Annotated in this window: 25 protein-coding genes; 14 read left to right on the forward strand and 11 right to left on the reverse strand. The window is 37.6% G+C overall.

Annotated features, from left to right (window positions below; genetic code table 11):
* The first annotated feature begins 99 nt into the window (after positions 1 to 99).
* Positions 100 to 576 (forward strand): hypothetical protein, encoded by a 477-nt coding sequence (locus HUV91_RS03500; RefSeq protein WP_130073384.1) that lies wholly within the window; start codon positions 100 to 102, stop codon positions 574 to 576.
* A 58-nt stretch (positions 577 to 634) separates the two neighbouring features.
* Here the strand turns inward: HUV91_RS03500 and HUV91_RS03505 are convergent, their stop codons facing one another.
* The 9 genes from HUV91_RS03505 to yegQ form a co-directional block, all read right to left on the reverse strand.
* On the reverse strand, positions 635 to 1,258 hold the full coding sequence (locus HUV91_RS03505) for an aminotransferase (RefSeq protein ID WP_174492537.1): 624 nt from the start codon (positions 1,256 to 1,258) through the stop codon (positions 635 to 637).
* 381 nt (positions 1,259 to 1,639) lie between these two features.
* Positions 1,640 to 3,310: an FMN-binding glutamate synthase family protein gene (locus HUV91_RS03510; protein ID WP_174492538.1), complete on the reverse strand. Its 1,671-nt coding sequence runs from the start codon at positions 3,308 to 3,310 to the stop codon at positions 1,640 to 1,642.
* A 155-nt stretch (positions 3,311 to 3,465) separates the two neighbouring features.
* Complete coding sequence (tehB, locus tag HUV91_RS03515) at positions 3,466 to 4,329, reverse strand: SAM-dependent methyltransferase TehB (protein ID WP_174492539.1); 864 nt, start codon at positions 4,327 to 4,329, stop codon at positions 3,466 to 3,468.
* A gap of 62 nt (positions 4,330 to 4,391) precedes the next feature.
* Positions 4,392 to 5,558, reverse strand: coding sequence for a cupin domain-containing protein (locus tag HUV91_RS03520; RefSeq protein WP_174492540.1), 1,167 nt, complete (start codon positions 5,556 to 5,558; stop codon positions 4,392 to 4,394).
* A 170-nt stretch (positions 5,559 to 5,728) separates the two neighbouring features.
* Positions 5,729 to 6,424 carry a methionine ABC transporter permease gene (locus HUV91_RS03525; protein ID WP_130073389.1) on the reverse strand — a complete coding sequence of 232 codons (696 nt, stop codon included), beginning with the start codon at positions 6,422 to 6,424 and terminating at the stop codon, positions 5,729 to 5,731.
* Positions 6,421 to 7,446 (reverse strand): methionine ABC transporter ATP-binding protein, encoded by a 1,026-nt coding sequence (locus HUV91_RS03530; RefSeq protein WP_174492541.1) that lies wholly within the window; start codon positions 7,444 to 7,446, stop codon positions 6,421 to 6,423. Before HUV91_RS03530 ends, HUV91_RS03525 begins: the two co-directional genes overlap by 4 nt.
* Before the next feature lie 74 nt (positions 7,447 to 7,520).
* Positions 7,521 to 8,393, reverse strand: a complete 873-nt coding sequence (locus tag HUV91_RS03535; RefSeq protein WP_130073391.1) for a MetQ/NlpA family ABC transporter substrate-binding protein — start codon at positions 8,391 to 8,393, stop codon at positions 7,521 to 7,523.
* A 774-nt stretch (positions 8,394 to 9,167) separates the two neighbouring features.
* Positions 9,168 to 9,425 (reverse strand): YfhL family 4Fe-4S dicluster ferredoxin, encoded by a 258-nt coding sequence (locus tag HUV91_RS03540; RefSeq protein WP_174492542.1) that lies wholly within the window; start codon positions 9,423 to 9,425, stop codon positions 9,168 to 9,170.
* A 2-nt stretch (positions 9,426 to 9,427) separates the two neighbouring features.
* Entirely contained in the window at positions 9,428 to 10,828 is a 1,401-nt protein-coding gene (gene yegQ / locus HUV91_RS03545; RefSeq protein WP_174492543.1) for a tRNA 5-hydroxyuridine modification protein YegQ, read from the reverse strand.
* A 162-nt stretch (positions 10,829 to 10,990) separates the two neighbouring features.
* Between yegQ and HUV91_RS03550 the strand changes: the two genes are divergently transcribed.
* Genes HUV91_RS03550 through arsH form a run of 4 tightly spaced genes read left to right on the forward strand, consistent with a single transcriptional unit; the run spans position 10,991 to position 13,574 of the window.
* Positions 10,991 to 11,311, forward strand: coding sequence for an ArsR/SmtB family transcription factor (locus tag HUV91_RS03550; protein ID WP_174492544.1), 321 nt, complete (start codon positions 10,991 to 10,993; stop codon positions 11,309 to 11,311).
* 17 nt (positions 11,312 to 11,328) lie between these two features.
* Positions 11,329 to 11,802, forward strand: a complete 474-nt coding sequence (locus HUV91_RS03555; protein WP_130073395.1) for an arsenate reductase ArsC — start codon at positions 11,329 to 11,331, stop codon at positions 11,800 to 11,802.
* 10 nt (positions 11,803 to 11,812) lie between these two features.
* Entirely contained in the window at positions 11,813 to 12,847 is a 1,035-nt protein-coding gene (gene arsB, locus HUV91_RS03560; RefSeq protein WP_174492545.1) for an ACR3 family arsenite efflux transporter, read from the forward strand.
* A 22-nt stretch (positions 12,848 to 12,869) separates the two neighbouring features.
* Positions 12,870 to 13,574 (forward strand): arsenical resistance protein ArsH, encoded by a 705-nt coding sequence (gene arsH / locus HUV91_RS03565; RefSeq protein WP_130073397.1) that lies wholly within the window; start codon positions 12,870 to 12,872, stop codon positions 13,572 to 13,574.
* An 86-nt stretch (positions 13,575 to 13,660) separates the two neighbouring features.
* Here arsH and HUV91_RS03570 read toward each other — a convergent pair whose 3' ends face one another.
* Positions 13,661 to 14,068 carry a Cd(II)/Pb(II)-responsive transcriptional regulator gene (locus tag HUV91_RS03570; RefSeq protein ID WP_130073624.1) on the reverse strand — a complete coding sequence of 136 codons (408 nt, stop codon included), beginning with the start codon at positions 14,066 to 14,068 and terminating at the stop codon, positions 13,661 to 13,663.
* A 92-nt stretch (positions 14,069 to 14,160) separates the two neighbouring features.
* On the opposite strand from HUV91_RS03570, the gene HUV91_RS03575 reads away from it, so the two are divergent.
* The 9 genes from HUV91_RS03575 (at position 14,161) to HUV91_RS03615 (ending at position 22,351) form a co-directional block, all read left to right on the forward strand.
* The gene (locus HUV91_RS03575) at positions 14,161 to 14,790 is read left to right on the forward strand and encodes a cation transporter (protein ID WP_174492546.1); all 630 of its coding nucleotides are present in this window, start codon (positions 14,161 to 14,163) and stop codon (positions 14,788 to 14,790) included.
* 154 nt (positions 14,791 to 14,944) lie between these two features.
* Positions 14,945 to 15,193, forward strand: a complete 249-nt coding sequence (locus HUV91_RS03580) for a hypothetical protein (protein ID WP_130073399.1) — start codon at positions 14,945 to 14,947, stop codon at positions 15,191 to 15,193.
* 41 nt (positions 15,194 to 15,234) lie between these two features.
* Positions 15,235 to 15,417 carry a hypothetical protein gene (locus HUV91_RS03585; protein ID WP_174492547.1) on the forward strand — a complete coding sequence of 61 codons (183 nt, stop codon included), beginning with the start codon at positions 15,235 to 15,237 and terminating at the stop codon, positions 15,415 to 15,417.
* A 243-nt stretch (positions 15,418 to 15,660) separates the two neighbouring features.
* A complete protein-coding gene (locus HUV91_RS03590) occupies positions 15,661 to 16,299 on the forward strand; it encodes a vWA domain-containing protein (RefSeq protein WP_130073401.1) in 639 nt (212 codons plus the stop codon).
* A gap of 116 nt (positions 16,300 to 16,415) precedes the next feature.
* The gene (locus HUV91_RS03595) at positions 16,416 to 17,057 is read left to right on the forward strand and encodes a TerD family protein (RefSeq protein ID WP_174492548.1); all 642 of its coding nucleotides are present in this window, start codon (positions 16,416 to 16,418) and stop codon (positions 17,055 to 17,057) included.
* A gap of 49 nt (positions 17,058 to 17,106) precedes the next feature.
* Positions 17,107 to 17,742 (forward strand): vWA domain-containing protein, encoded by a 636-nt coding sequence (locus tag HUV91_RS03600; RefSeq protein WP_174492549.1) that lies wholly within the window; start codon positions 17,107 to 17,109, stop codon positions 17,740 to 17,742.
* 74 nt (positions 17,743 to 17,816) lie between these two features.
* Positions 17,817 to 18,869: a TerY-C metal binding domain-containing protein gene (locus tag HUV91_RS03605; protein ID WP_174492550.1), complete on the forward strand. Its 1,053-nt coding sequence runs from the start codon at positions 17,817 to 17,819 to the stop codon at positions 18,867 to 18,869.
* Between the two features lie 42 nt (positions 18,870 to 18,911).
* Complete coding sequence (locus HUV91_RS03610; protein WP_174492551.1) at positions 18,912 to 20,756, forward strand: PP2C family serine/threonine-protein phosphatase; 1,845 nt, start codon at positions 18,912 to 18,914, stop codon at positions 20,754 to 20,756.
* 65 nt (positions 20,757 to 20,821) lie between these two features.
* A complete protein-coding gene (locus HUV91_RS03615; RefSeq protein WP_174492552.1) occupies positions 20,822 to 22,351 on the forward strand; it encodes a helix-hairpin-helix domain-containing protein in 1,530 nt (509 codons plus the stop codon).
* An 88-nt stretch (positions 22,352 to 22,439) separates the two neighbouring features.
* Here HUV91_RS03615 and HUV91_RS03620 read toward each other — a convergent pair whose 3' ends face one another.
* Complete coding sequence (locus HUV91_RS03620; protein WP_174492553.1) at positions 22,440 to 23,372, reverse strand: HpcH/HpaI aldolase/citrate lyase family protein; 933 nt, start codon at positions 23,370 to 23,372, stop codon at positions 22,440 to 22,442.

The following is a 23,372-nucleotide window of genomic DNA, read 5'->3' on the forward strand; positions in this document are numbered from 1 at the left end:
CACCTAATTGGGAGTATAAAACAAAAGGTAAAATCAAGATTGTGTATTGTACCCGAATTTACTAGCATAGTGCTCAATTGTTTAATTTGGCGATGTGCTATGTTTGCGGTGAAATTTCCTTTGTTGCTTAAGTCAGGCTTAATACTCGGTATTTTGCTATTACAGGGCTGTGGTCATTCATCTTCTGAGCCAAAAGAACCGATTCAGCCTGCACCAAAGCTGAGTAATGATGCAACGGCATATGCACAAGAAGCATGGAAATTACTGAATGATGTAGAACCTTTTGTATATCGTAAGCAGTTGAATTTAATAGAAGAAAAAGTCAGGAAGCCGATTCGAAAACTCAGTACTGACTGGCGAATTAATGTCAAAATGACAGATTCTGTGACGGAAGGAAAATACGCTTTGTGTCGAAAATCTTTAACGAGTTTGGATAATTTTGCACGTGCAACACTTGAAAAAGATCATGCATTGAGTCAGAAAAAAGCAGATTACGAGCGTGATAAAGCACAATGTAAAGATGCAATTGATAATCCAAATTTAGGCAACACCAAAGCTTACACCAATTTATTTTAAAATAATGGGTTATTGAAAAAGAAGAGATAAAAATGCGCTGATAGAGCGCATTTTTAATTTATTGAGTCGGTAATAATAATACGGGGTCTTCTATCGTATAACCTGTTTCAAAAGGAATACCCAGATATTTTACAGTCACCAGAACTTTATTTTGTTGAGGAATCAGAAATTGCTGTGAGATTGTTAATTGCTGCTGATATGCAGTTGCTTGTTGTTGTAAGCTTTTAAAATTTTGATTTTTCACATGATAAGTATAATGAAACTCAGGTTGTTTTTGTTTGGGATCATACCAAACTGGGACATGTTGAATCGTTTTTTTGTTAATCACAATACGATATTGAGAAGATGTGGCAGTTAATGGTTGTAAACGCTTTGTGATTTTGGCAAGTTCTTGATTAAAGCGAGTATCCTCCTGATCATAATCAATTTTTTTCGTTTTAGGATGGATATATAAAGAATTAACTTGGATCAACTTGTTGGGCTTAGCATTATTTTTAAACTGATAATAATACAATTGTGGCAGTCGACCACGTTCATCTTCATAGTGTTTAAGCAAATAAACTTTCTGCTCTTTGGCTTCGTAGCCCAAAACTTCAATTGTTTGTGGACCACCCACTGTGGCAAATACAGGTAAAGAACAACTAAGACAGCTTGTAAATATTAACTTTTGCGTAATATGCATACTTTTTTACTCACATTTAAATCTGAATTTGATCCTGTCAAAAAATAACCAATAGACCATGGATATAATGTAGATGTTTTGCATCAAATCAGGATGAATTATTGGCTGTGTAGGGGATTAAAACAGCATCATCAATCACATATCCCCGTTTCATAGAGCATCCCTAGATATTGAACAATCGCAAGAAAAGTATTGTGTTGGGTAATATGATATGCACCAGTGACATTTAATTCAGCATGGTGATAGCTGACAATTTTTTGCACTGAACAGAACAGCTTTTACACTTAAATCTTAGTCTAGTTTGCATTATTGATGTGAAAATAAAAGAGGATTTTTCCTCTTTTATTTAAAATTATTACACAAGATAAGGTATAAATAAAATTAAAACTTTTCAGCAGCAGCTAGATTCCACATTCTAAAATAGAAGTTTTCTTCATCTTTATTTTCACATGAAAGCAATTCGCCATCTTTCATCCAAAAATGTAATTGTGCATAGTTTTTAATTTCACGGTCATTGATACGTTGAGCTAAGTGGTGCGGTTTAATTTCGGTTGGATGCTGTAAACCTGCCGCTGCGATCATTTCAGCTAAAGCTTTGAGCGTATTTTGCTGGAAATGGAAAACACGTTCTGACTTTGTTGGCACATCTAAGGCTTTCTGGCGTTCTTTGTCTTGTGTTGCAACCCCGACAGGGCATTGATTTGTATGGCAACTTTGCGCTTGGATACAGCCTACAGCAAACATAAAGCCACGTGCTGAATTCACCCAATCTGCGCCCATCGCCATGGTACTTGCAATGTCAAAAGCAGAGATGATCTTACCGCTAGCACCAATTTTTATTTGCTCACGTAAGCCTGCGCCGACCAAAGTATTGTGAACAAAAAGTAAGCCTTCACGTAATGGTGTCCCCATGTGGTCAATTAACTCGATTGGAGCAGCACCTGTACCTCCCTCAGAACCATCAACCACGATAAAATCAGGCACGATTTTAGTGGCAAGCATGGCTTTAACAATACCCATAAACTGCCAAGGTTGTCCAATACACAGTTTAAAACCCACGGGTTTTCCATTGGATAATTCACGTAATTTTTGAATGAAATACATCATTTCAATTGGGGTGCTAAAAGCAGAATGTGACGCTGGTGAAACACAGTCTTCATCGCGTGAAACACCACGAATTTGGGCAATTTCTTCACTGATTTTATTTTTAGGTAAAATTCCTCCATGTCCAGGTTTAGCACCTTGTGAGAGTTTGATTTCAATCATCTTAATCACAGGGTTAGCGGCTTGTTGTTGAAATTTTTCAGGATCAAATTTCCCATCTAGAGTTCGGCAACCAAAATAACCACTGCCCAGTTCCCACACAATATCCCCACCATTTTCAAGATGATAAGGACTTAGGCTGCCTTCGCCTGTGTCATGGTAAAACTGCCCCATTTGAGCACCTTTATTCAATGCACGGATGGCATTCGCACTGAGACTGCCAAAACTCATTGCTGAAATATTCATGATCGAGGCACTATAGGGTTGCGAACATTGCTCATTACCAATATGGATCCGGAAAGTTGTATGATTAGCGGGGTGGCAAGGTGCTAAAGAATGGGTCAGAAAACGGTAATCTTGTTGATAAACATCAATGATTGAACCGAAAGGTTTGTCGGCATTTTCGTTTTTTGCACGTTGGTAAACTAGACTGCGTTGTGACCGTGAAAAAGGTAGTGCATCTTCATCAGATTCAATGAAATATTGACGAATTTCAGGACGGAAACTTTCAAAGAAAAAGCGGAAATGTCCCATAATGGGGTAGTTTCTGAGAATCGCATGTTTACTTTGAAGAATGTCATAAATCCCGACACCGCTTAGTACAATACTGATGACCCATGCAATATTGAGTACTGTATCGGAAAAGAAATAGTAAATAAAATGGGACTCATGTAAAAAAATCGTCCATGTCAGATAAATTGCGATGAATAAACACAAGAACCAAACAGAATAACGTGAAAAGAAAGTATTAAAAAATTTACTTCTTATTGCTTGAGCAGGGCTTGCCATAGGAATAGTTTGTCCAACTTAATATTATGCTGCTAAGTTGCCAATTTTATGTTGTTTTCTCAAGTATTGAATTGTTAGAAATAAGAAAGATTCTATTTTAAAAATCAGAGAGTTCGTGCCGAGTGTTTAGTATGCTAGTGAGCATGAAAAAGAGCTTAGATTTTTTGCGCCAATAAGGTTGCGAATCGTTGTTTGATGCGCTTGCCGTGTTCATCTGTACGATGTAATTCACCGACATTTTCATTGTATTTTAAAATGTTCCATGCTTGATAATATTCACGTAATTGGTTGCTTTTAAATGTGAATGGAAAATCAGCTTGGGCAGGATAATCATCTGTATCCATTGCGCAGACGATCAAGTTAAAACCATTGGCTTGGGTGACATTTTGCATATTTTGAATTAAAGGTGGAATGGTTTCTGGCTGTAAAAACATCATGACCACAGTGGAAAAGACAAAATCATATTGGCCATTTAAGCTTTGATCTTGATTTAAATCGCGAATAGTCGTGTGAATATGCTCTAACTTTTCCGTTTGAATGATCTCGTTGAGTTTATGGATACTCGTAGGATTGACATCAAAAGCATCTAGCTCAAAGCCATGTTGATTTAAATATAAAGTATTCCGTCCATGACCACAGCCAATGTCTAAAGCCTTACCTATATTGAGGTAAGGCATTGCCATGAGAATTTCGGAATGCGTTGCAGCTAGTTGATATTTTTTAGAAAAATAATTCTCTACATCACAGTAGAAGCTCAGTTGGCACTTTATATCAGCACTTGCCGAGATAATCTTGTGCCAAGTTTGTGGTGCAATAAAAGAGGGTTGGTGTTCTGCATTAAATTGCTGTTCAGAAAGAACATCGCCGTGTTCATTTAGCAGGGCAAAGTCTAGGTGACCTTGTAAAATATTTAATTTTGCCCAAGTGCCTATTTGAGTGTTGTGCGCTTTTTTAAAGCCGTCAGGAATATTGGCAAAATGCCATACAGGTAATTGTTGATAACAACGTAAATTTTGCATTCAATATTCCTTTAGCATCTACAACTATGTGCTTAAATACAGATCTCGGCACATGAAAGATTCTATTCTTCTTCGGTAGGGACGAGCATTAAAATAGATTCATTTAAAAGCATAACCAAGTCTTCTAAAATTTCATCATCGGCTAAATCGAAATTTAATTCAATGCTGTGACCATCTGCAATTTGCTGTAAAAATGGCGTGAATTGTTCAGAAATACACAAAGCTTCACCATTTGCCCAAAATAAAATGTCATGGTCTTGGTCAGAGTAAAGTAAGCGTGATGCAGGTTCAAGTTGAATGATATAGCCTTGATCAATGGCTTGTTCTAAATCACCCGTGCCAATTTCTTCAGCTTCTGGAATATTTTCAGGATATTTCGAATCAGACACTAAACTCATAATGGCATCATCTAATACCATTGAGTTTTGCAATTGTTCTAAAATTTTTGCTTTCAAATAAGTGAGCTCATTTTCAGTCACTTCACCTGCACGCGATACTTGGTCACGGATAATATCGACGAGAGGATTTTTCAATTCCACATTTTCTGAAAATTTATCACAAATACGATCCATCATGTCAGGCACATTTGGCATACGGAAGCCAAAAGAATAAGTCAGACAATGGTCTTCCGCCACGCCATAATGTGACAGTCCAGGTGGCACATATAGCAAATCACCCGGTGCGAGGACTTCATCAAAATGAACATCCATTTCAGGTAATAATTTGAGTGGTTGACCTACTACAAATTCTGTTTCAGCATCACACATTTGACCCAATTGCCAACGGCGATGACCAAAACCTTGGACTAAAAATACATCATAAAAATCAAAATGTTGACCAACAGAACCACCTTGAGGTGCATAAGACACCATAATATCATCACGACGCCATTGTGGAATAAATGGAAATTTTTTCCAAAGCTCAGCTAAATCAAAAGAGTAGTGGTCTATCGCTTGAATAAGAAGCGTCCAAAGTTTTGGCATTTTTTGAAAATCACCTTTAATCAATGGTGAATTTTTCACTGTCCACTGCTTTGGATCTTTGTCTTTTTGTTTGATCAGACGCGCTGTGATATTTTCATCGAGTGCGAGTTCCATGACATCTTCAGGAACCAAAATATTGGTAATTTCAGGGAGTGCATTGCGGACTAAGAGTGGTTTTTTTTGCCAATATTCTGAGAGAAATTGTTCTGCGGTAATCCCGCCTAAAACGTCCAAGGGTTGTGACATGAAATAGCCTAAGCAAATTTAAAACAATAATATGATATTGTCGTATGAGATGCAGTAGGGTGCAAGTTTTGATTTGATTAGAATGTCGAAGTTCAAAAGAATAATTTGATGATCAATTAAAAAACCAGTACATCAAGTACTGGTTTTTTAGTTTTGTTTAAAAATAGACATTATCTTAATTTAGATAACCAATCCCCTAGACTTTGTACAAGTTGAACTAAAATCAACAGTACAATCACAGTAAGAATGACTACACTTGTATCAAAGCGTTGATATCCATAAGAAATTGCGAGATCACCAATACCGCCTGCGCCGACAGCGCCTGCCATAGCTGTTGCACCGATGAGGCTAATGGTTGCCGTGGTCAAATTTAAGATGAGTGAACTACGTGCTTCAGGAATGATGAATTTAAAAATAATTTGCCAAGGTGATGCACCCATCGCTTGTGCTGATTCAACAATACCTTCGTTGACTTCTAACAGTGACGTTTCAATCAAACGTCCAATGTAAGGTCCCACATAAATAGTTAAAGGTACGATTGCCGCCCAAGTCCCGATGGATGTACCGACAATCATTTTGGTCAGAGGAATAACTGCAATTAACAAAATGATGAATGGAAGTGAACGTAGTGCATTTACAATTGGATTAAGCACATGATAAATCACTTTATTTGGCAAAATTCCATTTGGACGCGTAACCAATAAGATAATGGCTTGAATAAAGCCCCAGATACCACCAAACAGCATTGCAAAAAACACCATATGCATGGTTTCTTGCATGGCCGTCACAAATTGGTCGATAGACAATGAACTTTGCCAATAAGGCGCTGTGACTTCAGTGAGCCATTGAACGATGAGATCTCTCATTCTGCTACTCCTGATTGAGACACTTTAACCCCTTGTAAAGCAAGAAACTGTACCGCTTGTTGGATCACAATCGGATCGCCGAGTAACTGCACAAACATTTGTCCAATCACTGAACCATTGATTTCAGTCATATTGGCAAAGACAATATTAAGGCTAATATCAAATTGTTGAATTAGTTTTTGAATCACGGTTTCTTGAGCAGATGTACCTAAAAATTGTAGATTATAAATGCTATTATGATTTTTATTTTCTAAATTATTCAATATATTAACAGGTAACTGTTGTTGTAAAACAGTTTGAATAAAATTGCGTGTCGTCGCTTGTTTTGGGCGGCTAAAAATATCTAGGGTTGAACCTGTTTCAATAACTTTGCCAAACTCCATCACAGCAACATGGTCACAAACTGACTCAATTACATCCATTTCATGGGTGACCATTACGATAGTAATACCTTGTTCTTTATTGATTTTTTTCAATAAGGCTAGGACGGATTTGGTGGTTTGTGGATCGAGTGCAGAAGTTGCTTCATCACAAAGTAAAATTTTAGGATGGTTGGCTAAGGCACGTGCAATTCCGACACGTTGTTTTTGCCCACCAGACAGTTCATCAGGAAAAGCATCTTTTTTATGTTTGAGGTCAATGAATTCAAGCAATTCATTTAAACGCTTTTCACGTTCAGCCTTAGAAAAACCTAATAATTTCAGTGGCATTTCAATATTGGCAGCAACAGTTTTGGTTTCAAGCAAATTAAAATGTTGAAAAATCATGCCAATATTTGCACGTTCTTGACGTAATGCGCGTGCATCTAATGCAGTGAAGTCCTTATCATTGATGATGACTTGCCCTTGGCTTGGACGTTCCAAGAGATTGATCATACGGATTAAGGTGCTTTTTCCTGCACCACTATAACCAATAATGCCAAAAATACTGCCATTCGGAATCTGTAGATTAATGTCATCCAAGGCACGTACGGTTTGACCTTTGAGATCATAATGTTTTGAGATATTTTTAAATTCGATCATGTTGTCAAAAACTATACAAAAATGAAAAAACAGGCAAAATCATTTTGCCTGTTTCATGGACATCAAAAAAGATGTTATTTGTTTTCTGTTAAATAGCTAACAGGTTTATTTACATCTACTTTAGTGCCACCAAAATGTTCTTGAACATATTTGCCTACAGCAGCAACATGGTAGAGTTCACCGACTTTTTTCAAGATTGGATCATCTTTACGTGACTCAGCAACTGCAAGAACATTCACGTTCATTTTGGTGCTTTGGTCAATTGGTTCATAATAGATCGAATCTTTTAATACGTTCAATCCACCTTCCATTGCTAAGGTATTTCCAAGAACGATGGCATCGACTTCATCTTTTGCACGTACCGCAGTTGCCATTTGAATGGGTTTGATCACAATTTTTTTACTATTTTCAATGATATCAGCAGGTGTACCTTTGACGTTATCAAAATCAGCTTTTAATTTTAACAGACCTGCAGATTGTAATAACAATAAGGCACGTGATTCATTTGCACCATCATTTGGAATGGCAATAGTTGCGCCTTGAGAGAACTCTTCAACTTTTTTTACTTTGCTTGAGTAAATGCCCATTGGCTCTAAATAGGTAGTTGAAATGGGTGCAATTTTATCTTTGTTTGAGTCGTTAAATGCAACCAAATATGCATAAGACTGGAATGCATTGATGTCAATTTCTTTGTTAGCAACAGCGGTGTTCATAGACACATAGTCTGTAAAGTTCTTAACTTCAAGCTTAATACCTGCTTGTTTGGTTTCAGGCAAGGTTGCGATATAACGCCATACATCTGCATCTGAGCCTGTAGACGCCATAACCACTGTATGTTCTTTTGCATCACCTGTAGATGCGGTTTCTGTTTTAGGTGCTTCTTGTTTACCACATGCTGCAAGAGAAAGCACAGATGCACTGAGTAAAACACCAAACAACTTGTTCATGTTTAAATCCTGAATAATAAAATGCACTTAAATGAATACACTTATAAATTAAATCGCTTAATTACCCAATACAGCTTAAAACAAATTTGTGTCTTCTCTAGAAGGCTGATACGACAAGCAAAAATTTTTCAATTTGAAATTGGTTTTGCGTGGCTCTTTATTGACTGCAATTGAAATCAAACAATAAAAATTCAAAAACAATATTTGAACTGAACCATGACGAAAATTTTAATTATCATACCAATAAATTTAACTTATACATAGTCGTGCTAAAGATTTGTATTACTTAGAAAAAACTTATAAAAGAATGAATTTACTAAAAAAATAAAGAAAACAAAAGCTTTTGTTGAATTGTGTGGTAAATACGCAAGACTTTCTACTTATTCTTAATATATAAAATATAGTAAAAAGCTTAGCTAAAAAATAAATAAGCCATTAAATACAATAGTTCAAAATAATCATCTTTTTTATGTTGCTCTTAATTGAGAAAAATGGCGAATAAATTCTGCATTGTTATGCAGTCAGCATGATTGAACTTTATCGTATGTCAAATCATGAGATTTAATGATTGTAAAGTGTATAGAATGATTAGATGTCATATGTGAATTTTTGTGTACGAAAAGACCTAATTTTATTGTTAAATTGAAAGCCAAAGTGTTCCCCAAATTCCCCCAATAACACTTTGGCTTTCGTTTCCCCTACTAAATTTATTGTTTTTGGCGTGAAGTTGATCCAATCAACTTTTTTTATTATTTATCGTTATTTTACTGTGATTTAAGAACGATGAAATAAATTTAAACCATGAAATTTTTCTAACAATTTTGCGTGAGTTTCTCTATATTCGGGATGTGGTTCAATACATTCAATCGGGCAGACATTGACACAGGTTTGATGCTCATAAAAACCAACGCATTCAGTACAGCGCTCAACATCAATTTCATAGAATTTTTCACCTTCAAAAATGGCTTGGTTTGGGCATTCGGGCACGCACATATCGCAATTTGTGCATTGATCTGTAATGAAAAGTGCCATAATTAGCTCGCTATATAGGCTAAAGAAGCAGCAGAAATATCTGCGCTTGAATTGGGGAGATTGCGGATCAGTAATGCAAAATTCATGTCAACATCAGCAGGAATCGGAATTTTAACAATATGCCCTGAGCCTTTGGCATGGGGAATGAGTGTATCTTTCATATCTTTCATTTCTGTTAAAATGAATGTGATATTTCCACTAGTTGTCATGAGCTCTAAGGTGTCGCCTACGACAAAGCGATTTTTCACATCAACCACGATATAGTCTCCATTACGCTCTAAAACCTCACCGACAAATTGTTGATGATCAAAGCGGGATGAACCTGTTTCATAATTTTGATATTCACGATGTATATGACGACGTAAGAAACCTTCGGTATAGCCACGATTTGCCAAACCTTCAAGCTGAGTCATCAGTGCAGGGTCAAACTCTTTGCCTGCATGTGCATCATCAATCGCTTTACGATAAATTTGTGCAGTTCTAGCACAGTAAAAGTATGATTTGGTGCGTCCTTCAATCTTTAAAGAATGGACGCCCATTTGAGTTAAACGATCCACATGCTGTACAGCACGTAAATCTTTAGAATTCATGAAGTAAGTACCATGTTCATCTTCTTCAGCAGCGAACATCTCTTCTTCATTGCGTTGTAGTAAAACCGGCTCGCCAAATTGATGTTGATTTTGGGCGTGTTGCTCGTCGGCATCTTTATTGGTGCAGCAGCTTGATGCTGTCTCCAGTGGTTGGACTGGAATGACATCCCCAGATGCATCTTCTGCTGCTTCGTGAACTTTATAATCCCAGCGACACGCATTGGTGCAAGCGCCTTGATTGGCATCACGTTTATTCATATAGCCTGAAAGTAAGCAACGACCGGAATAAGCCATGCAAAGTGCGCCATGTACGAAAACTTCAATTTCCATATCAGGAACATTTTGCTTAATTTCTTCGATCTCTTCGAGGGATAATTCACGTGATAAAATCACACGAGTTAAGCCCATATTTTTCCAAAACTTGACTGTCGCCCAGTTGACTGCATTGGCTTGAACAGATAGGTGAATCGACATGTCAGGGAAATGTTCACGTACCATCATGATCAAACCGGGATCAGACATAATGAGTGCATCAGGTTGCATTGCAACCACAGGTTCAAGATCTCGGATAAAGTTTTTTAGCTTCGCATTATGTGGTTGAATGTTCACCACAACATAAAACTTTTTACCCAAAGCATGTGCTTCGGTAATGCCAATTTTCAAATTATCATGATCAAATGCATTGTTACGAACTCGCAAGCTATAACGTGGCTGACCTGCATATACAGCATCCGCACCATAGGCAAATGCATAGCGCATATTCTTGAGTGAACCAGCTGGCGAGAGGAGTTCAGTAACGTGGCAAATAGTCATATCACAAAAGGCATAAAAACTTTATGGGTATTATTCTAGTGATAAAAAAAATAGATTCAACCTAGTAAAAAACTCGGAATTTAAAATGATGTGTTGGAAAAATTGGCATTTTGATCATTTAAAGTTTAGTATATATGGAAATTCGTATATCCATATATAAATATGAATCAAGTCGATTTTTTTAAATGCCTTGCCGATCAAACTCGGCTCGATATTTTAATGATGATTGTTAAACAAGGTGAGCGTTGTGTTTGTGATTTGACGGTAGGACTAGATTTGAGTCAGCCGAAAATTTCACGACATTTAGCGCTGTTACGTAGTGCACAAATTTTGCAAGATCGCCGTCAAGGACAATGGGTCTATTATCGGTTACATGATGATTTAGCCCTATGGTGCAAAGAGATTTTACTGCAACTTTCAGCACAGGATCAGCGTTTTGAGTGCGCTCAAGATGCATGCGCTGAAAATCCAAATTGTTATTAGTAAATAGTTGAATTAATATGAAAATTTTATTCTTATGTACAGGGAATAGCTGCCGCAGTATTCTTTCGGAAGCTTTATTTAATGCTCAAGCACCAACAGGATTTCAGGCATGCAGTGCAGGTAGTCATCCTTCAGGTCAGGTACATCCATTGACTTTGAAAACCTTACAAAGTTTGAATATCCCGACTGAGCATTTGTCGAGTAAAAATATGCAGGCATGTGAAGCATTTGCGCCTGAGATTGTGGTGACCGTGTGTAGCGAAGCTGCCAATGAAGCATGTCCACTCTATTTAGGAAATGCTTTAAAAGTGCATTGGGGGTTAGATGATCCATCGCATTTAAATTTGCCAGAAGAAGAAAAATTACAAGCATTCAATTTAACTGTTCAACATATTCAGCGCCGTTTTGATGCATTTTTTGCACTAAATTTTGAGCAAATGGATGCACAACAATTAACCAAATCGCTCGAAAATATTGCTCTAATTGGATGAATATTCAACTATGTCAGCTCAGAAACTTTCTTTTTTAGATCGCAATCTTACGCTTTGGATTTTTATTGCGATGGCAGTAGGGATAGCCATAGGACTATTTTTCCCAAAATCTGCACAAAGTTTAAATCAGATGAGCATGGGAACAGTAAATTTGCCCATTGCCATTGGTTTAATTTTGATGATGTATCCACCTTTAGCCAAAGTGGATTATAAAAATTTAAGTCAAGTTTTTCAGGATAAGCGAACCTTAGTTTTGTCTTTAGTACAAAATTGGTTGATTGCCCCTTGTCTTATGTTTGCACTCGCAATCCTATTTTTACAGGATTATCCTGAATATATGACAGGGTTGATTTTAATTGGCTTAGCACGTTGTATTGCGATGGTGTTGGTCTGGAATAATCTTGCTTGTGGTGATCAGCAGTATGTTGCGGCGTTGGTTGCATTTAACAGTATTTTCCAAATTCTGTTTTTTAGTAGTTATGCGTGGCTATTTTTAACGTATTTACCGCCATTTTTTGGTGTTGAAGCGCAAGTGATCAATGTGAGTTTTTGGACGATCACGCAAGCGGTATTGATTTATCTTGGTATTCCATTTTTACTTGGTTTTTTAACGCGTTTGATTTTGGTCAAACAAAAAGGCTTAGATTGGTATCAAAATACTTTTATTCCTAAAATCAGCCCACTGAGCTTATTGGCATTGCTATTTACGATTGTTGCGATGTTTAGCCTTAAAGGTGCGGATGTGGTTGCATTGCCACTAGATGTATTGCGAATTGCCATTCCGTTAACGCTGTATTTTATCCTAATGTTTTTCATTAGCTTTTTCATGAGTAAATGGATGGGTAATGATTATCCTAAAACCACCGCAATTTCATTTACCGCCGCAGGTAACAATTTTGAGTTAGCACTTGCTGTGGCAATCGCAACATTTGGTTTGGCTTCTCCTGTGGCATTTACCACTGTGATCGGGCCATTGGTTGAAGTGCCTGTATTGATTCTACTGGTCAGTGTTTCCTTGTGGCTTAGAAAGAAATTTTTTGCCTAAGTGATTTTTAAAGGTTTTAAAAATGAATCTTCCAAATATTGATTTAAACCTGCTTGAGCATCCAACGTTTGAAAAAGTTCAAGCAAGAGAAAATGAGCATCCACCTCGAATTTTATTGCTGTATGGTTCAAATCGAGCGCGTTCGTTTAGCCGTTTAGCTGTACTTGAAGCAGGGCGTATCCTAGAACAGTTTGGTGCTGAAGTGAAAATTTTCCATCCTAAAGCTTTACCTTTACCTGAGGATGCCGACACTTCACATCCAAAAGTGCAGGAGTTGCATGAACTGTTAGCATGGTCGGAGGGAATGGTTTGGTGTTCACCTGAGCGTCATGGTTCCATGAGTTCTATTTTTAAAGCGCAGATTGATTGGATTCCATTGGCAGCAGGGGCAATTCGTGCCACGCAAGGAAAAACTTTAGCTTTGATGCAAGTAAGTGGCGGTTCACAGTCATTTAATACAGTCAATCAACTGCGGATTTTAGGGCGTTGGATGCGTATGATCACGATTCCAAATCAGTCATCTATTCCAAAAGCATTTTTAGAGTTTGATGAAAATGATCGGATGAAACCATCATCTTATTATGACCGCATTGTGGATGTCATGGAGGAGTTATATAAGTTTACATTGTTGACACGTGGGCAAGCCGCATATTTGACAGATCGTTATTCTGAACGTAAGGAATCTGCCGAAGCATTGTCAAAGCGGGTAAATCAGAAGTCGCTTTGATGTCTAGCATAGACGATCAGCAAAGTCATCTATTGTGTTGGGTGCAGGCGTATTCCTTAATCCTGTATCCAACGGAAACTTTAGATCTATTCGATTGCAGCGGCTAAATTTTTCACAATCTGACAATGATCAATGGTGCTGTCCGAAGCACAAGATTGGCGCAAAGCAACAAGCTGTGTTTTAAAACTTTGTAATTCTAAAATCCGTGTTTCAACATGTTGAATATGTTCTGCAATTAACTGATCAACAATTTTACAACCTCGTTCAGGGTGTTGAACTTGTTCCAATAAGGCGATGATCTCTTGTAAGGTCATATCCAATGCACGACAACGCTTAATGAAAATTAAACGTTTTAATGTTTCATCATTATAATATTTATAGTTATTTTCAGCTCGAAAACTGGCTTGAATCAAATTTTTCTTTTCATAAAACCGAATCGTATCTGTACTCAATTGGGTCTTTTTAGCCAAATCGCTGATGAGATATTGTTGCATGATATATGCTCCACAAAAGTACTTGACCTTGGAGTTAGTCCATAGTTTTAAATAGCATAATACAGATAAATCTTTAAGCAAGGGGAGTCAGCATGGCATGTACGTGTAGTCATGAACCTGCACCACAAAAACCAAATAGTAAGTTCCGTACTGCGTTATGGATTGCACTCATCATTAACCTTACGCTGTTTTTTGTGGAGTTGGTTGGCGGTGCTTATGCACATTCATCTGCACTTTGGGCAGATTCACTCGATTTCTTTGGTGATGCTGTGAACTATGGCATTTCGCTGGCGGTATTGGGTGCGAGTTTATATTGGCGTGCGACTGTTGCGTTGATCAAAGGCTTGACCATGGCATTGTTTGGTTTTGTGGTGATTGGTAAATCAGCTTATGCCTATATGCAAGGCATTCCCCCTGAAGCCATGACAATGGGAGCAATTGGGATATTAGCATTGATCGCCAATGTGATTGCAGCCGTGATCCTTTATGCATTTCGCGATGGTGACGCGAATATGCGGTCAGTGTGGTTGTGTAGCCGTAATGATGCGATTGGCAATGTTGCGGTGATTTTTGCAGCAGTAGGTGTATTTGGTACAGGCAGTTTATTACCCGATATTATTGTTGCTGTGATCATGGCAACTTTAGGTTTAACAGGCGGGTCTCAGGTGATCAAAAAAGCCTTACAAGAAAGACGTGAAAATAAACCAATATTAAATACTTAAAGCGCATATATTTAAAAACCACTTTCGAGTGGTTTTTTATTATGTATTAAAAATAATCCTTTACAGTTTAAAAATAATAGATAAAATTCGCTCCAATTAAAAATAAATAAATAATTTTTATAAATTATTTAATTAAACTGAAGTAGGGGTTAAGGTGAGTTTTAAAAAGTATTTTATAGCAAGTCTTTTAGTGTTTCTGAGTGGTTGTAGTGCCAAAGTCATTACTTATGATGCCGCAGGAAATGCAATTGGGGCGTGTAAAGCCACGCAAGGTTTTATTTTTGGGGCAAAAGCGGTTTGCTATGGTCATGGAAATGCCAAAGGCATTGATTATCGACAAGTGAATATTAAAACAGGCTTATTACCGATTCCACCAGCAAGCACGCAAATTCAATTGGATTAATTGGGTTTATTGACAATTCGTCAGGATTTAGAGGAAAGAAAATGAAAATTTCAGGATTAATTGCACTTTTTACTGCGCTAGTCATGACAGGATGTGCATCAACAGTGACAACGTATGATTCACGTGGGCAAGTGATTGGTTCATGTAAAGCAGAACGTGGTTTTGTCATTGGTGGTGGAGCACATTGCTCAGGTCATGCAAATCAGGAAGGTCGCACAAATTAATTAAGATGTTTTAACTGAGGTTTCGACTTCGGTATGCGCAATATGATGACAAAATCATCATGTTGCTGCTTGAAAATAACAATAATTTTAACGTAATAAACACAAATTAATGTTGAAATGTGTCCTAAAGAGAAATGATATTAAATTGAAAATTAGAAAATCAGGATATTCTACTATTTTAATATTTAAGCTAAGATGCTTATAACAACAAAGTTTATAAATTGATAACAAGGACATATAAGCATGAGAAGATTGCCCGTTTATTTATTGCTTGATACATCAGGCTCGATGTTAGGTGAACCTATTGAAGCTGTTAAAAATGGGGTGGAAATGTTGGCCTCCTCTTTGCGACAAGATCCCTACGCCTTAGAAACCGCTTATTTGTCCATCATCACTTTTGATACGACTGCCAAACAGTTGATGCCATTGACTGAACTGGCAATGTTTAATACGCCGAATTTACAAGCAACAGGAACAACACAGCTTGGTGAAGCGTTGTCATTATTGGCGGATAAAATTGAACAAGAAGTGCAAAAAACAACACCAGATACGCGTGGAGATTGGAAACCTTTGGTCTTTATCATGACCGATGGTGCACCAACAGATGACTGGAAGAAAGGTTTTGAAAAACTAAAAAAAGTCAAAACGGGTATGGTCATTGCATGTGCTGCAGGACACAATGCTGAAACAGCAATTTTAAAGCAAATTACGGAAGTCGTGGTGGAGCTTGCAACCGCAGATTCAAATACCATCAAAGCATTTTTTAAATGGGTGTCTGCAAGTATTTCTACAGGCAGTCAAAAAGTCGATGCAGGACAAAAAGAAGTGACAGGTTTGAGTGATTTACCACCACCACCCCCTGAAGTCAATGTTGTACTTTAAGTATATAGATGATTTTAGACCTCACTTAAAGATAAAAACGATAGATCGGATGGCTGAAAATTAAGATATTTCGCTGTCCCTAAAGCTTTCAACTAAAAGAAAAAAAGGAAAATAACATGGGGATTACATTAGCAAAAGGACAAGGTCTGACATTAGAAAAGGCAGAAAATAATCTGTCACTGGTCACCATTGGCTTGGGTTGGGACATCGCCGAGCAGAAAAAGGGCTTTTTAGGGGGATTATTTGGCGGACAAACTGCAGAATATGATTTGGATGTGATCGCTTTTTTATGTGATGCTAATGGTAAAGTGCAAAATCTCGGGCGAGATACTTCGGGGCATCCGACTTTAAACAATAGTGACGTTATTTTCTTCAATAATCTTAAGCATCCCTCTGGTCATATTTGGCTCACAGGAGATAACCGTACGGGGGCAGGTGATGGGGATGATGAGCAAATCATTGTTAAATTAAATTCATTAGCACCTGTTTATCATAAAATTGTATTTATTGTGCAAATTTACGAAGGCAATAAAAACAAGCAGCATTTTGGACAGGTACAAAATGCGTTTATTCGTGCTGTTGATGCTTCTGGCAAAGAAATGGTCCGTTTTAATTTGTCAGGTCAGGGACAATATGAACAACAACGTTCCTTACTTTTTGCTGAACTCGTGCGTGAGAATGCTGGTTGGAAATTTAACGCCATTGGCTCATCGTCTGAGTCAGATAACTTTGTGGAATGGCTAAAACAATACGTTTAATCATGTGAATGATCCATTTAATCACGACAAATCATCACGAGGAAAAAATATGCGTCGACTACCTGTTTATATTTTATTAGATACCTCAGGCTCTATGCGTGGAGAGCCAATTCATTCGGTAAATGTGGGCTTGCAGTCGATGCTGAGTGCGCTCAGGCAAGATCCTTATGCATTGGAAAGTGTACATCTTAGTGTCATTACCTTTGATATGCAGGCAAAAATTTATTTGCCTTTAACGCCGTTGGATCAAGTGCAATTGCCTGAAATTGAAGTACCGAGTGTTGGTGCAACATTTATGGGGGCAGCCTTGGAGCTGTTAGCAGAAGATGTGCAAAAAAATATCAAGAAAAGCACAGAAGAGCAAAAAGGTGATTGGCGACCACTCTTGTTCCTCATGACGGATGGTTCACCCTCAGATGTATATGCCTATCAGCAGATTGTTCCAACTATTCAACAGCTTAACTTTGCAACGATTGTGGCATGTGCTGCGGGTCCAAAAGCCAAAACTGAGGCATTACAACAATTGACTTCTCAAGTTGTGGTGTTGGATTCGATGGATTCGAACTCATTTGCCAGTTTCTTTAAATGGGTTTCTGCAAGTGTGGTAGCGGGGAGTAGTAGTGCAGGTGTCGCAGATGCAATTGAGTTGCCGCCGCCGCCTTCGGAAATTCAATTGGTGCTATAAAATCATTCTCAAATGCAATTGAATGTAAGTTTAATAAAAAGGCTTGAAATAATAACAATGAACAAGGTGAGTTTATGCGTCGATTACCTGTATTTTTCGTGATTGATTGTTCCGAATCTATGGCGGGGCAGCCTTTAGTTGCTGTGCAAGAAGGTGTTGACTTTATTATGCGTAGTCTACGCACAGATCCTTATGCACTAGAAACAGTTTATGTTTCATTGATTGCTTATGCGGGAATTGTGCGTACTTTAGTACCACTCACAGAATTATATGCCTATCAACGATGTGAGTTACCTTTGGGTGGCGGGACACATTTGGGCAAAGCACTGACCCATTTAGGTAAAGAAATAGATCGCTCAGTGATCAAAACCACTGCAGATGTCAAAGGTGACTGGAAACCCGTCGTTTATTTATTTACCGATGGTCGCCCGACGGATGATTATCAAGATGCTATTCAACAATGGAAAACGAAATATAGCCATCGTGTGACTTTGATTGTGATTGGTCTTGGACAAGATGTTGATTTTTCTATCTTAAAAGAATTAACGGAACACTGTATTTCGGTTGATCAAATTAACCAAGAATATGTCAAAGGTCTATGTAAATGGATCAGTGCTTCTGTGGTGTCACAAAGTGTTAGCGTGGCAAATTTTCAAAACTCAGAAGAACTAATTCCACTTGATCAGCGTTATATGAATTTAGCTAAGTCAAAACTCACGTTCCGAAAAAGCCATGCTGATGATCGTGTCGTTACTTTTATTGGGCGTTGTCAAAAATTACAACATCCTTATCTGTTGAAATATAGCAGAAATTTACAATATGGCGGTTTGTCTGACTTAAATATTAATTTATACAATTTTAAATTAGAGACTTGCGAAGCGATCAGTGAGGAATATTTTAGTTGGACGGATCATAGTGCTGAAAAACCACAAATTAATACATCAAAATTAGAAGGATGGTCGCAATGTCCACATTGTTATGCAGATACTGCTTTTGCCATGTGTGGTTGTGGCAATCTGATGTGTTATGACGGCTATAGTGAATATGTCGTTTGCCCATGGTGCCGCCGTCAAGTGAGTTTTAGTACGGAAGGTGGGGATTTTGATTTGACCCGTGGTCAAGGTTAAATTTTTGATAAATAAAATGATTGATCATTGAAAGGGGGCAGTATGCAAGAATTAGTATGTAAAATTAAAAAAATTTTGGCAGTCAATGAAATGGGGTTAGATGATCAATTTATCGAGTTTTTTAAAACAGATGAGCAATTACAACAACTCTCAAAATTAGTGTATGAACTCAAAAAGCAATCTGCAACGCCACCTTTACTGACTGAAATCTTAGAACCCATATATTTTGAGAATAAAGAACATTCACATGAAAATGAGCAGCAAATTCAACAAGCGCAATTAGATTTGGATGACAAGGAGATCTTACCGACTGAACAGCACCCGCTAACATTGCTTGATGATGCTCAACGTCAAGAACAAGATATTTCTGATCAAATTACTGATATTTTACAAAATAGCCTAAGTAATATAGATATTAAGCAAGATCGCTCAGCACAAACTGTACCCGCACACTCAGTCCTATCTGAGACGATTATTTCGCATCAACAACAAGATGATGTACAAGCAGCTCATGAAAATATGTCTGTTGCAGTTGCAGGAGTCAGTGCCCCGATAATGGCGATAGAAGAGATTCTTATTGATTCTGAAGCACAACAAGTTGAACAAGAGATACCCATACAGCAACAACAAGCACCAATCGAACAAAATAGAACCGAGATTACAGACGTGTTTATACAGCGCAAAGTAAATGATGTGAAGTTTCAAGTTGATAATGCACGTGCAGGGCAACCTTATACTTCAAAAATTCAAATCTTATCGAGTCAAAAACCTGAAAATATAGAATATATTGAGGAAAGTTTTAAATTTCCAAATGATATTTTTTATTTTGATCAAGCGACACAAAGTATTCAAGGTCAACCCAACCAAGCTGATGAGTTTAATTTTTCATTCCAATATCGTGTCAATGATGAAGTCTATACAGGACAATGCCGTTTAAACGTGATTCCTGATCCACGTAGTTTATGGAAAGTGATTGAACCTGAGGCAGGGCAAGCTTTTGTTAAAACGCATACAGATCAACTGTGTATAGATACAGCAGACTATCAGCTCATTGCGGCAAGTCGCCGTGGTCGTTCCCATGAACATGCAGGAAGTTTCCGAGATGATGATTTTTCATTGATGCACATTGCAAATAGCGATTGGTCGGTATTGGCGGTTGCAGACGGTGCAGGTAGTGCGGAATATTCTCGTGAAGGTTCAAGAATCGCAGTTGAGATTGTACAGAAAGAATTTCAACGTTATTTCAATGAACATACGATTGATGCTTTAAATGAAGATATTAAACAATGGCAATTAGATCAGCCTCAACATGCGGATACACAACGAATTGCCAATAAATTAAATCAACAGTTCTATCATGTTTATTATGAGATTTATCGCTCAATTCTCACACAACTCGATCAGCTTGCAGCTGACCAGCATGTCGCAACTAAAGCATTTTCAACCACACTTTTGGTTGCGGTGGTCTATCAACATGCAGATAAAAACTTAATTAGTACATTCTCCGTGGGTGATGGTGCAATCGCTGCATTTACTCAAGACACAGTACGATTGATGAATGTTGCCGATGGTGGGGAATATGCAGGACAGACTAAGTTTTTGGATCGTAGTATTCATCAAGAGTTGGGTAGTCGGGTTAAAATAGGCTGTTTTAAAGACTTAAAAGCTGTTTTATTAATGACAGACGGTATTTCAGATCCAATTTTCGAAACTGATGCTGGACTTGCAAATCAACAGAAATGGCTAGATTTATATGCAGAGCTTGAACCTGTTTTGCAACACGATCAGCCAGAGCAGGCTTTATTAGAATGGATGCATTTTTTTAAAACAGGCCATCATGATGACCGAACTTTAGCGGCTTTATATAAGAAAAATCAAGTAAATTAAAGCCTGAAAAAGTAATCAATTCACACTATTTAGAGACAAAAATTTTAGAAATTAGGTGTTAGCACATGTCGGCAAAAATCGTAAAATGTACTACAGTCGATGGACGTCCAATCGAATTTGTAGATGAAGTGATCGGTTCAGGGGCAATGAAAGATGTGTATTTTTCACCTGACCGCAGTTATGTGGTGTGTTTTTTTAGTAAAGAAAAAAATAAATTTTATCAATCTAAAGCAGCATTTGAACAGCAAAAAGACCGTTTAAAAGAAATTGTTGGTAATAAATGGCAAGGTATTTTTAATGGTGTTGGTGGTGACTATTGGAAAAATATCTTTTGTTGGCCTGATGGCTTGGTTGAGTACAATGATTTATTGGGCATTACCGCACCGACCTATAAAAAGCAATTTTTCTTTGATTATGGCTCAAAGAATAATGATTTTTTAAACATTAAAGGTAAAGAAAAAGAAGGAAAATGGTTTGCGAGTGCCAATAACCAGAACCGTTTTTTAGATGATCGTGAAAAAGGGACATGGCTTAATTATTTAAAAATTAGTATTTTAATTTCACGTGCGGTGCGCCGTATGCATGCAGCAGGTTTGGCACACTCAGATTTATCCTATAAAAATGTGCTCATCGACCCTGTGACAGGGAGTGCATGTGTGATCGATGTGGATGGCTTGGTTGTGCCTGGAAAATATCCACCAGATGTGGTGGGAACGCCTGACTTTATTGCACCTGAAGTGGTGATGACCAGTCATTTAAATAAAGATGATCCAAAACGAATTTTGCCAAGTATTACGACAGATAGACATGCGCTTGCAGTATTGATTTATATGTATTTATTGTATCGTCATCCATTGCGAGGTGGTAAAATCCATGACATGGATGACCCTCAAAAAGATGAAAATCTTGCCATGGGAGAGCGCGCATTATTTGTCGAGCATCCAGACGATCAAAGTAATCGGGTTAAGGCCAATCAACTTAAACCTTCGCAGCTCCCTTGGGCTGACCCTGCACAAATTCCTTATACCGTAACAGGTCCTTATTTAACTGAATTATTTAATAAAAGTTTTATTGAGGGCTTGCATGAACCGAGTAAACGTCCATCTGCCAATGATTGGGAAATTGCATTGGTCAAAACAGTGGACTTGGTACAACCGTGTTTAAATCCAGCGTGTAGTCATAAATGGTATGTATTTGATAATACAACACAGCCGAGCTGCCCATTTTGTAAAACCACATTTAAAGGCAAACTGCCGATTTTAAACTTATATTCAGCACGACAAGGCTCAAGCTATCGTCCTGATAATCATCGTTTAATGGTGTGGACAGGGCAGTCTTTATTTGCATGGCATGCCAATAGTATGATTGCACCGAATGAGCGTTTAACACCAGAGCAAACTAAACGTAAGGGTTATTTTGTTTTACATCAAGATCGTTGGTGGTTGGTGAATGAAGATTTACCTGATTTAACCGATGTGACGACGAAGACACCCATTCCAATTGGGGGAAAAGTAGAGTTAAAAGAAGGCGCACAAATCTTATTGTCGAAACAGGATGGTGGGCGTTTGGTTGTCGTACAGATGGTCGAAGTTTGATATTTTTTGAGTAAGCTGAAGTTTATTTTTAAATGAATGGCGAATAGAGACCGCCATTTTATTTGATTATTTCGATTTGCTTTGTGATTTAAGCATTGAATTTAAATATATCATTCTGATGATGTAACTGGGATTTATTTAAGCCAAATGTTTTATAGCGTAATAATACCATTTCAGCCCAATTACGATGTGTTGCAGGTTCTAGCATAGAACCTTGGCTTTTAAATACACTTTTTGCATCCATTGCCAATACTTGCTGTGCTTCTTGAAATTCTTCAGTCGACACTTGAAATGCTTCATGAATAAAATCAATTTGTGTTGGATGAATGGCAGTTTTGGTATAAATTCCATTATTCATATCTTGGATCAGTTCATTGGATAAAATCTGTATATTTTCAATATGTTCACAGACAGGTGAGCTGAGTTGAAAGCCTGCGGGAATATATAAGCCTGCCAGTTGAGAAATTAACATACCCACAGGTGTTTGATAAATAGTGGTATTTTTTGGACGACGCAGGTATAAACAGGAGAGTAAATCATTACCGCCAATCCTTAAACACAAGGTTTTATGAAAGTCATACTTGAGTGCTTGTTGTAATTCAACATTATGCCCCATATCAAAAATTTCTTTGGTTTCAAAGGTTGGCATTAAATTTATATGAGAAGGTAAAACCTCCATCCATTGTTTTAAATTATGTAAGGTAAATTTTGGTAAAATCATACCACTGATGGTGTGGTGTAAATCCCAATCGATAATATATTTCGCCATTTCGATATGACGTGGGCGAATAAACAATGCAGGTGCTTTTAGGTTTGGGTTTTCTGCACGTTTTTGCAAGAGTGCTTTTAAATTGACCATTGCCGTCTGTACATCTTTTTCTAAAACAGCATCTTCCAAACATACAGCGATAGATTTTAAATTGGTAAATTTATTACCTTCCGTGACGTCCCATAAATTTTCATGCGTGGCAGGAATATACATGGTCGCACCAAGCTCAATGGCATGTTGTAATTGTTTCAT

The sequence above is a fragment of the Acinetobacter sp. Marseille-Q1623 genome, from assembly GCF_902809895.1.
Lineage (GTDB): Bacteria > Pseudomonadota > Gammaproteobacteria > Pseudomonadales > Moraxellaceae > Acinetobacter > Acinetobacter piscicola_A.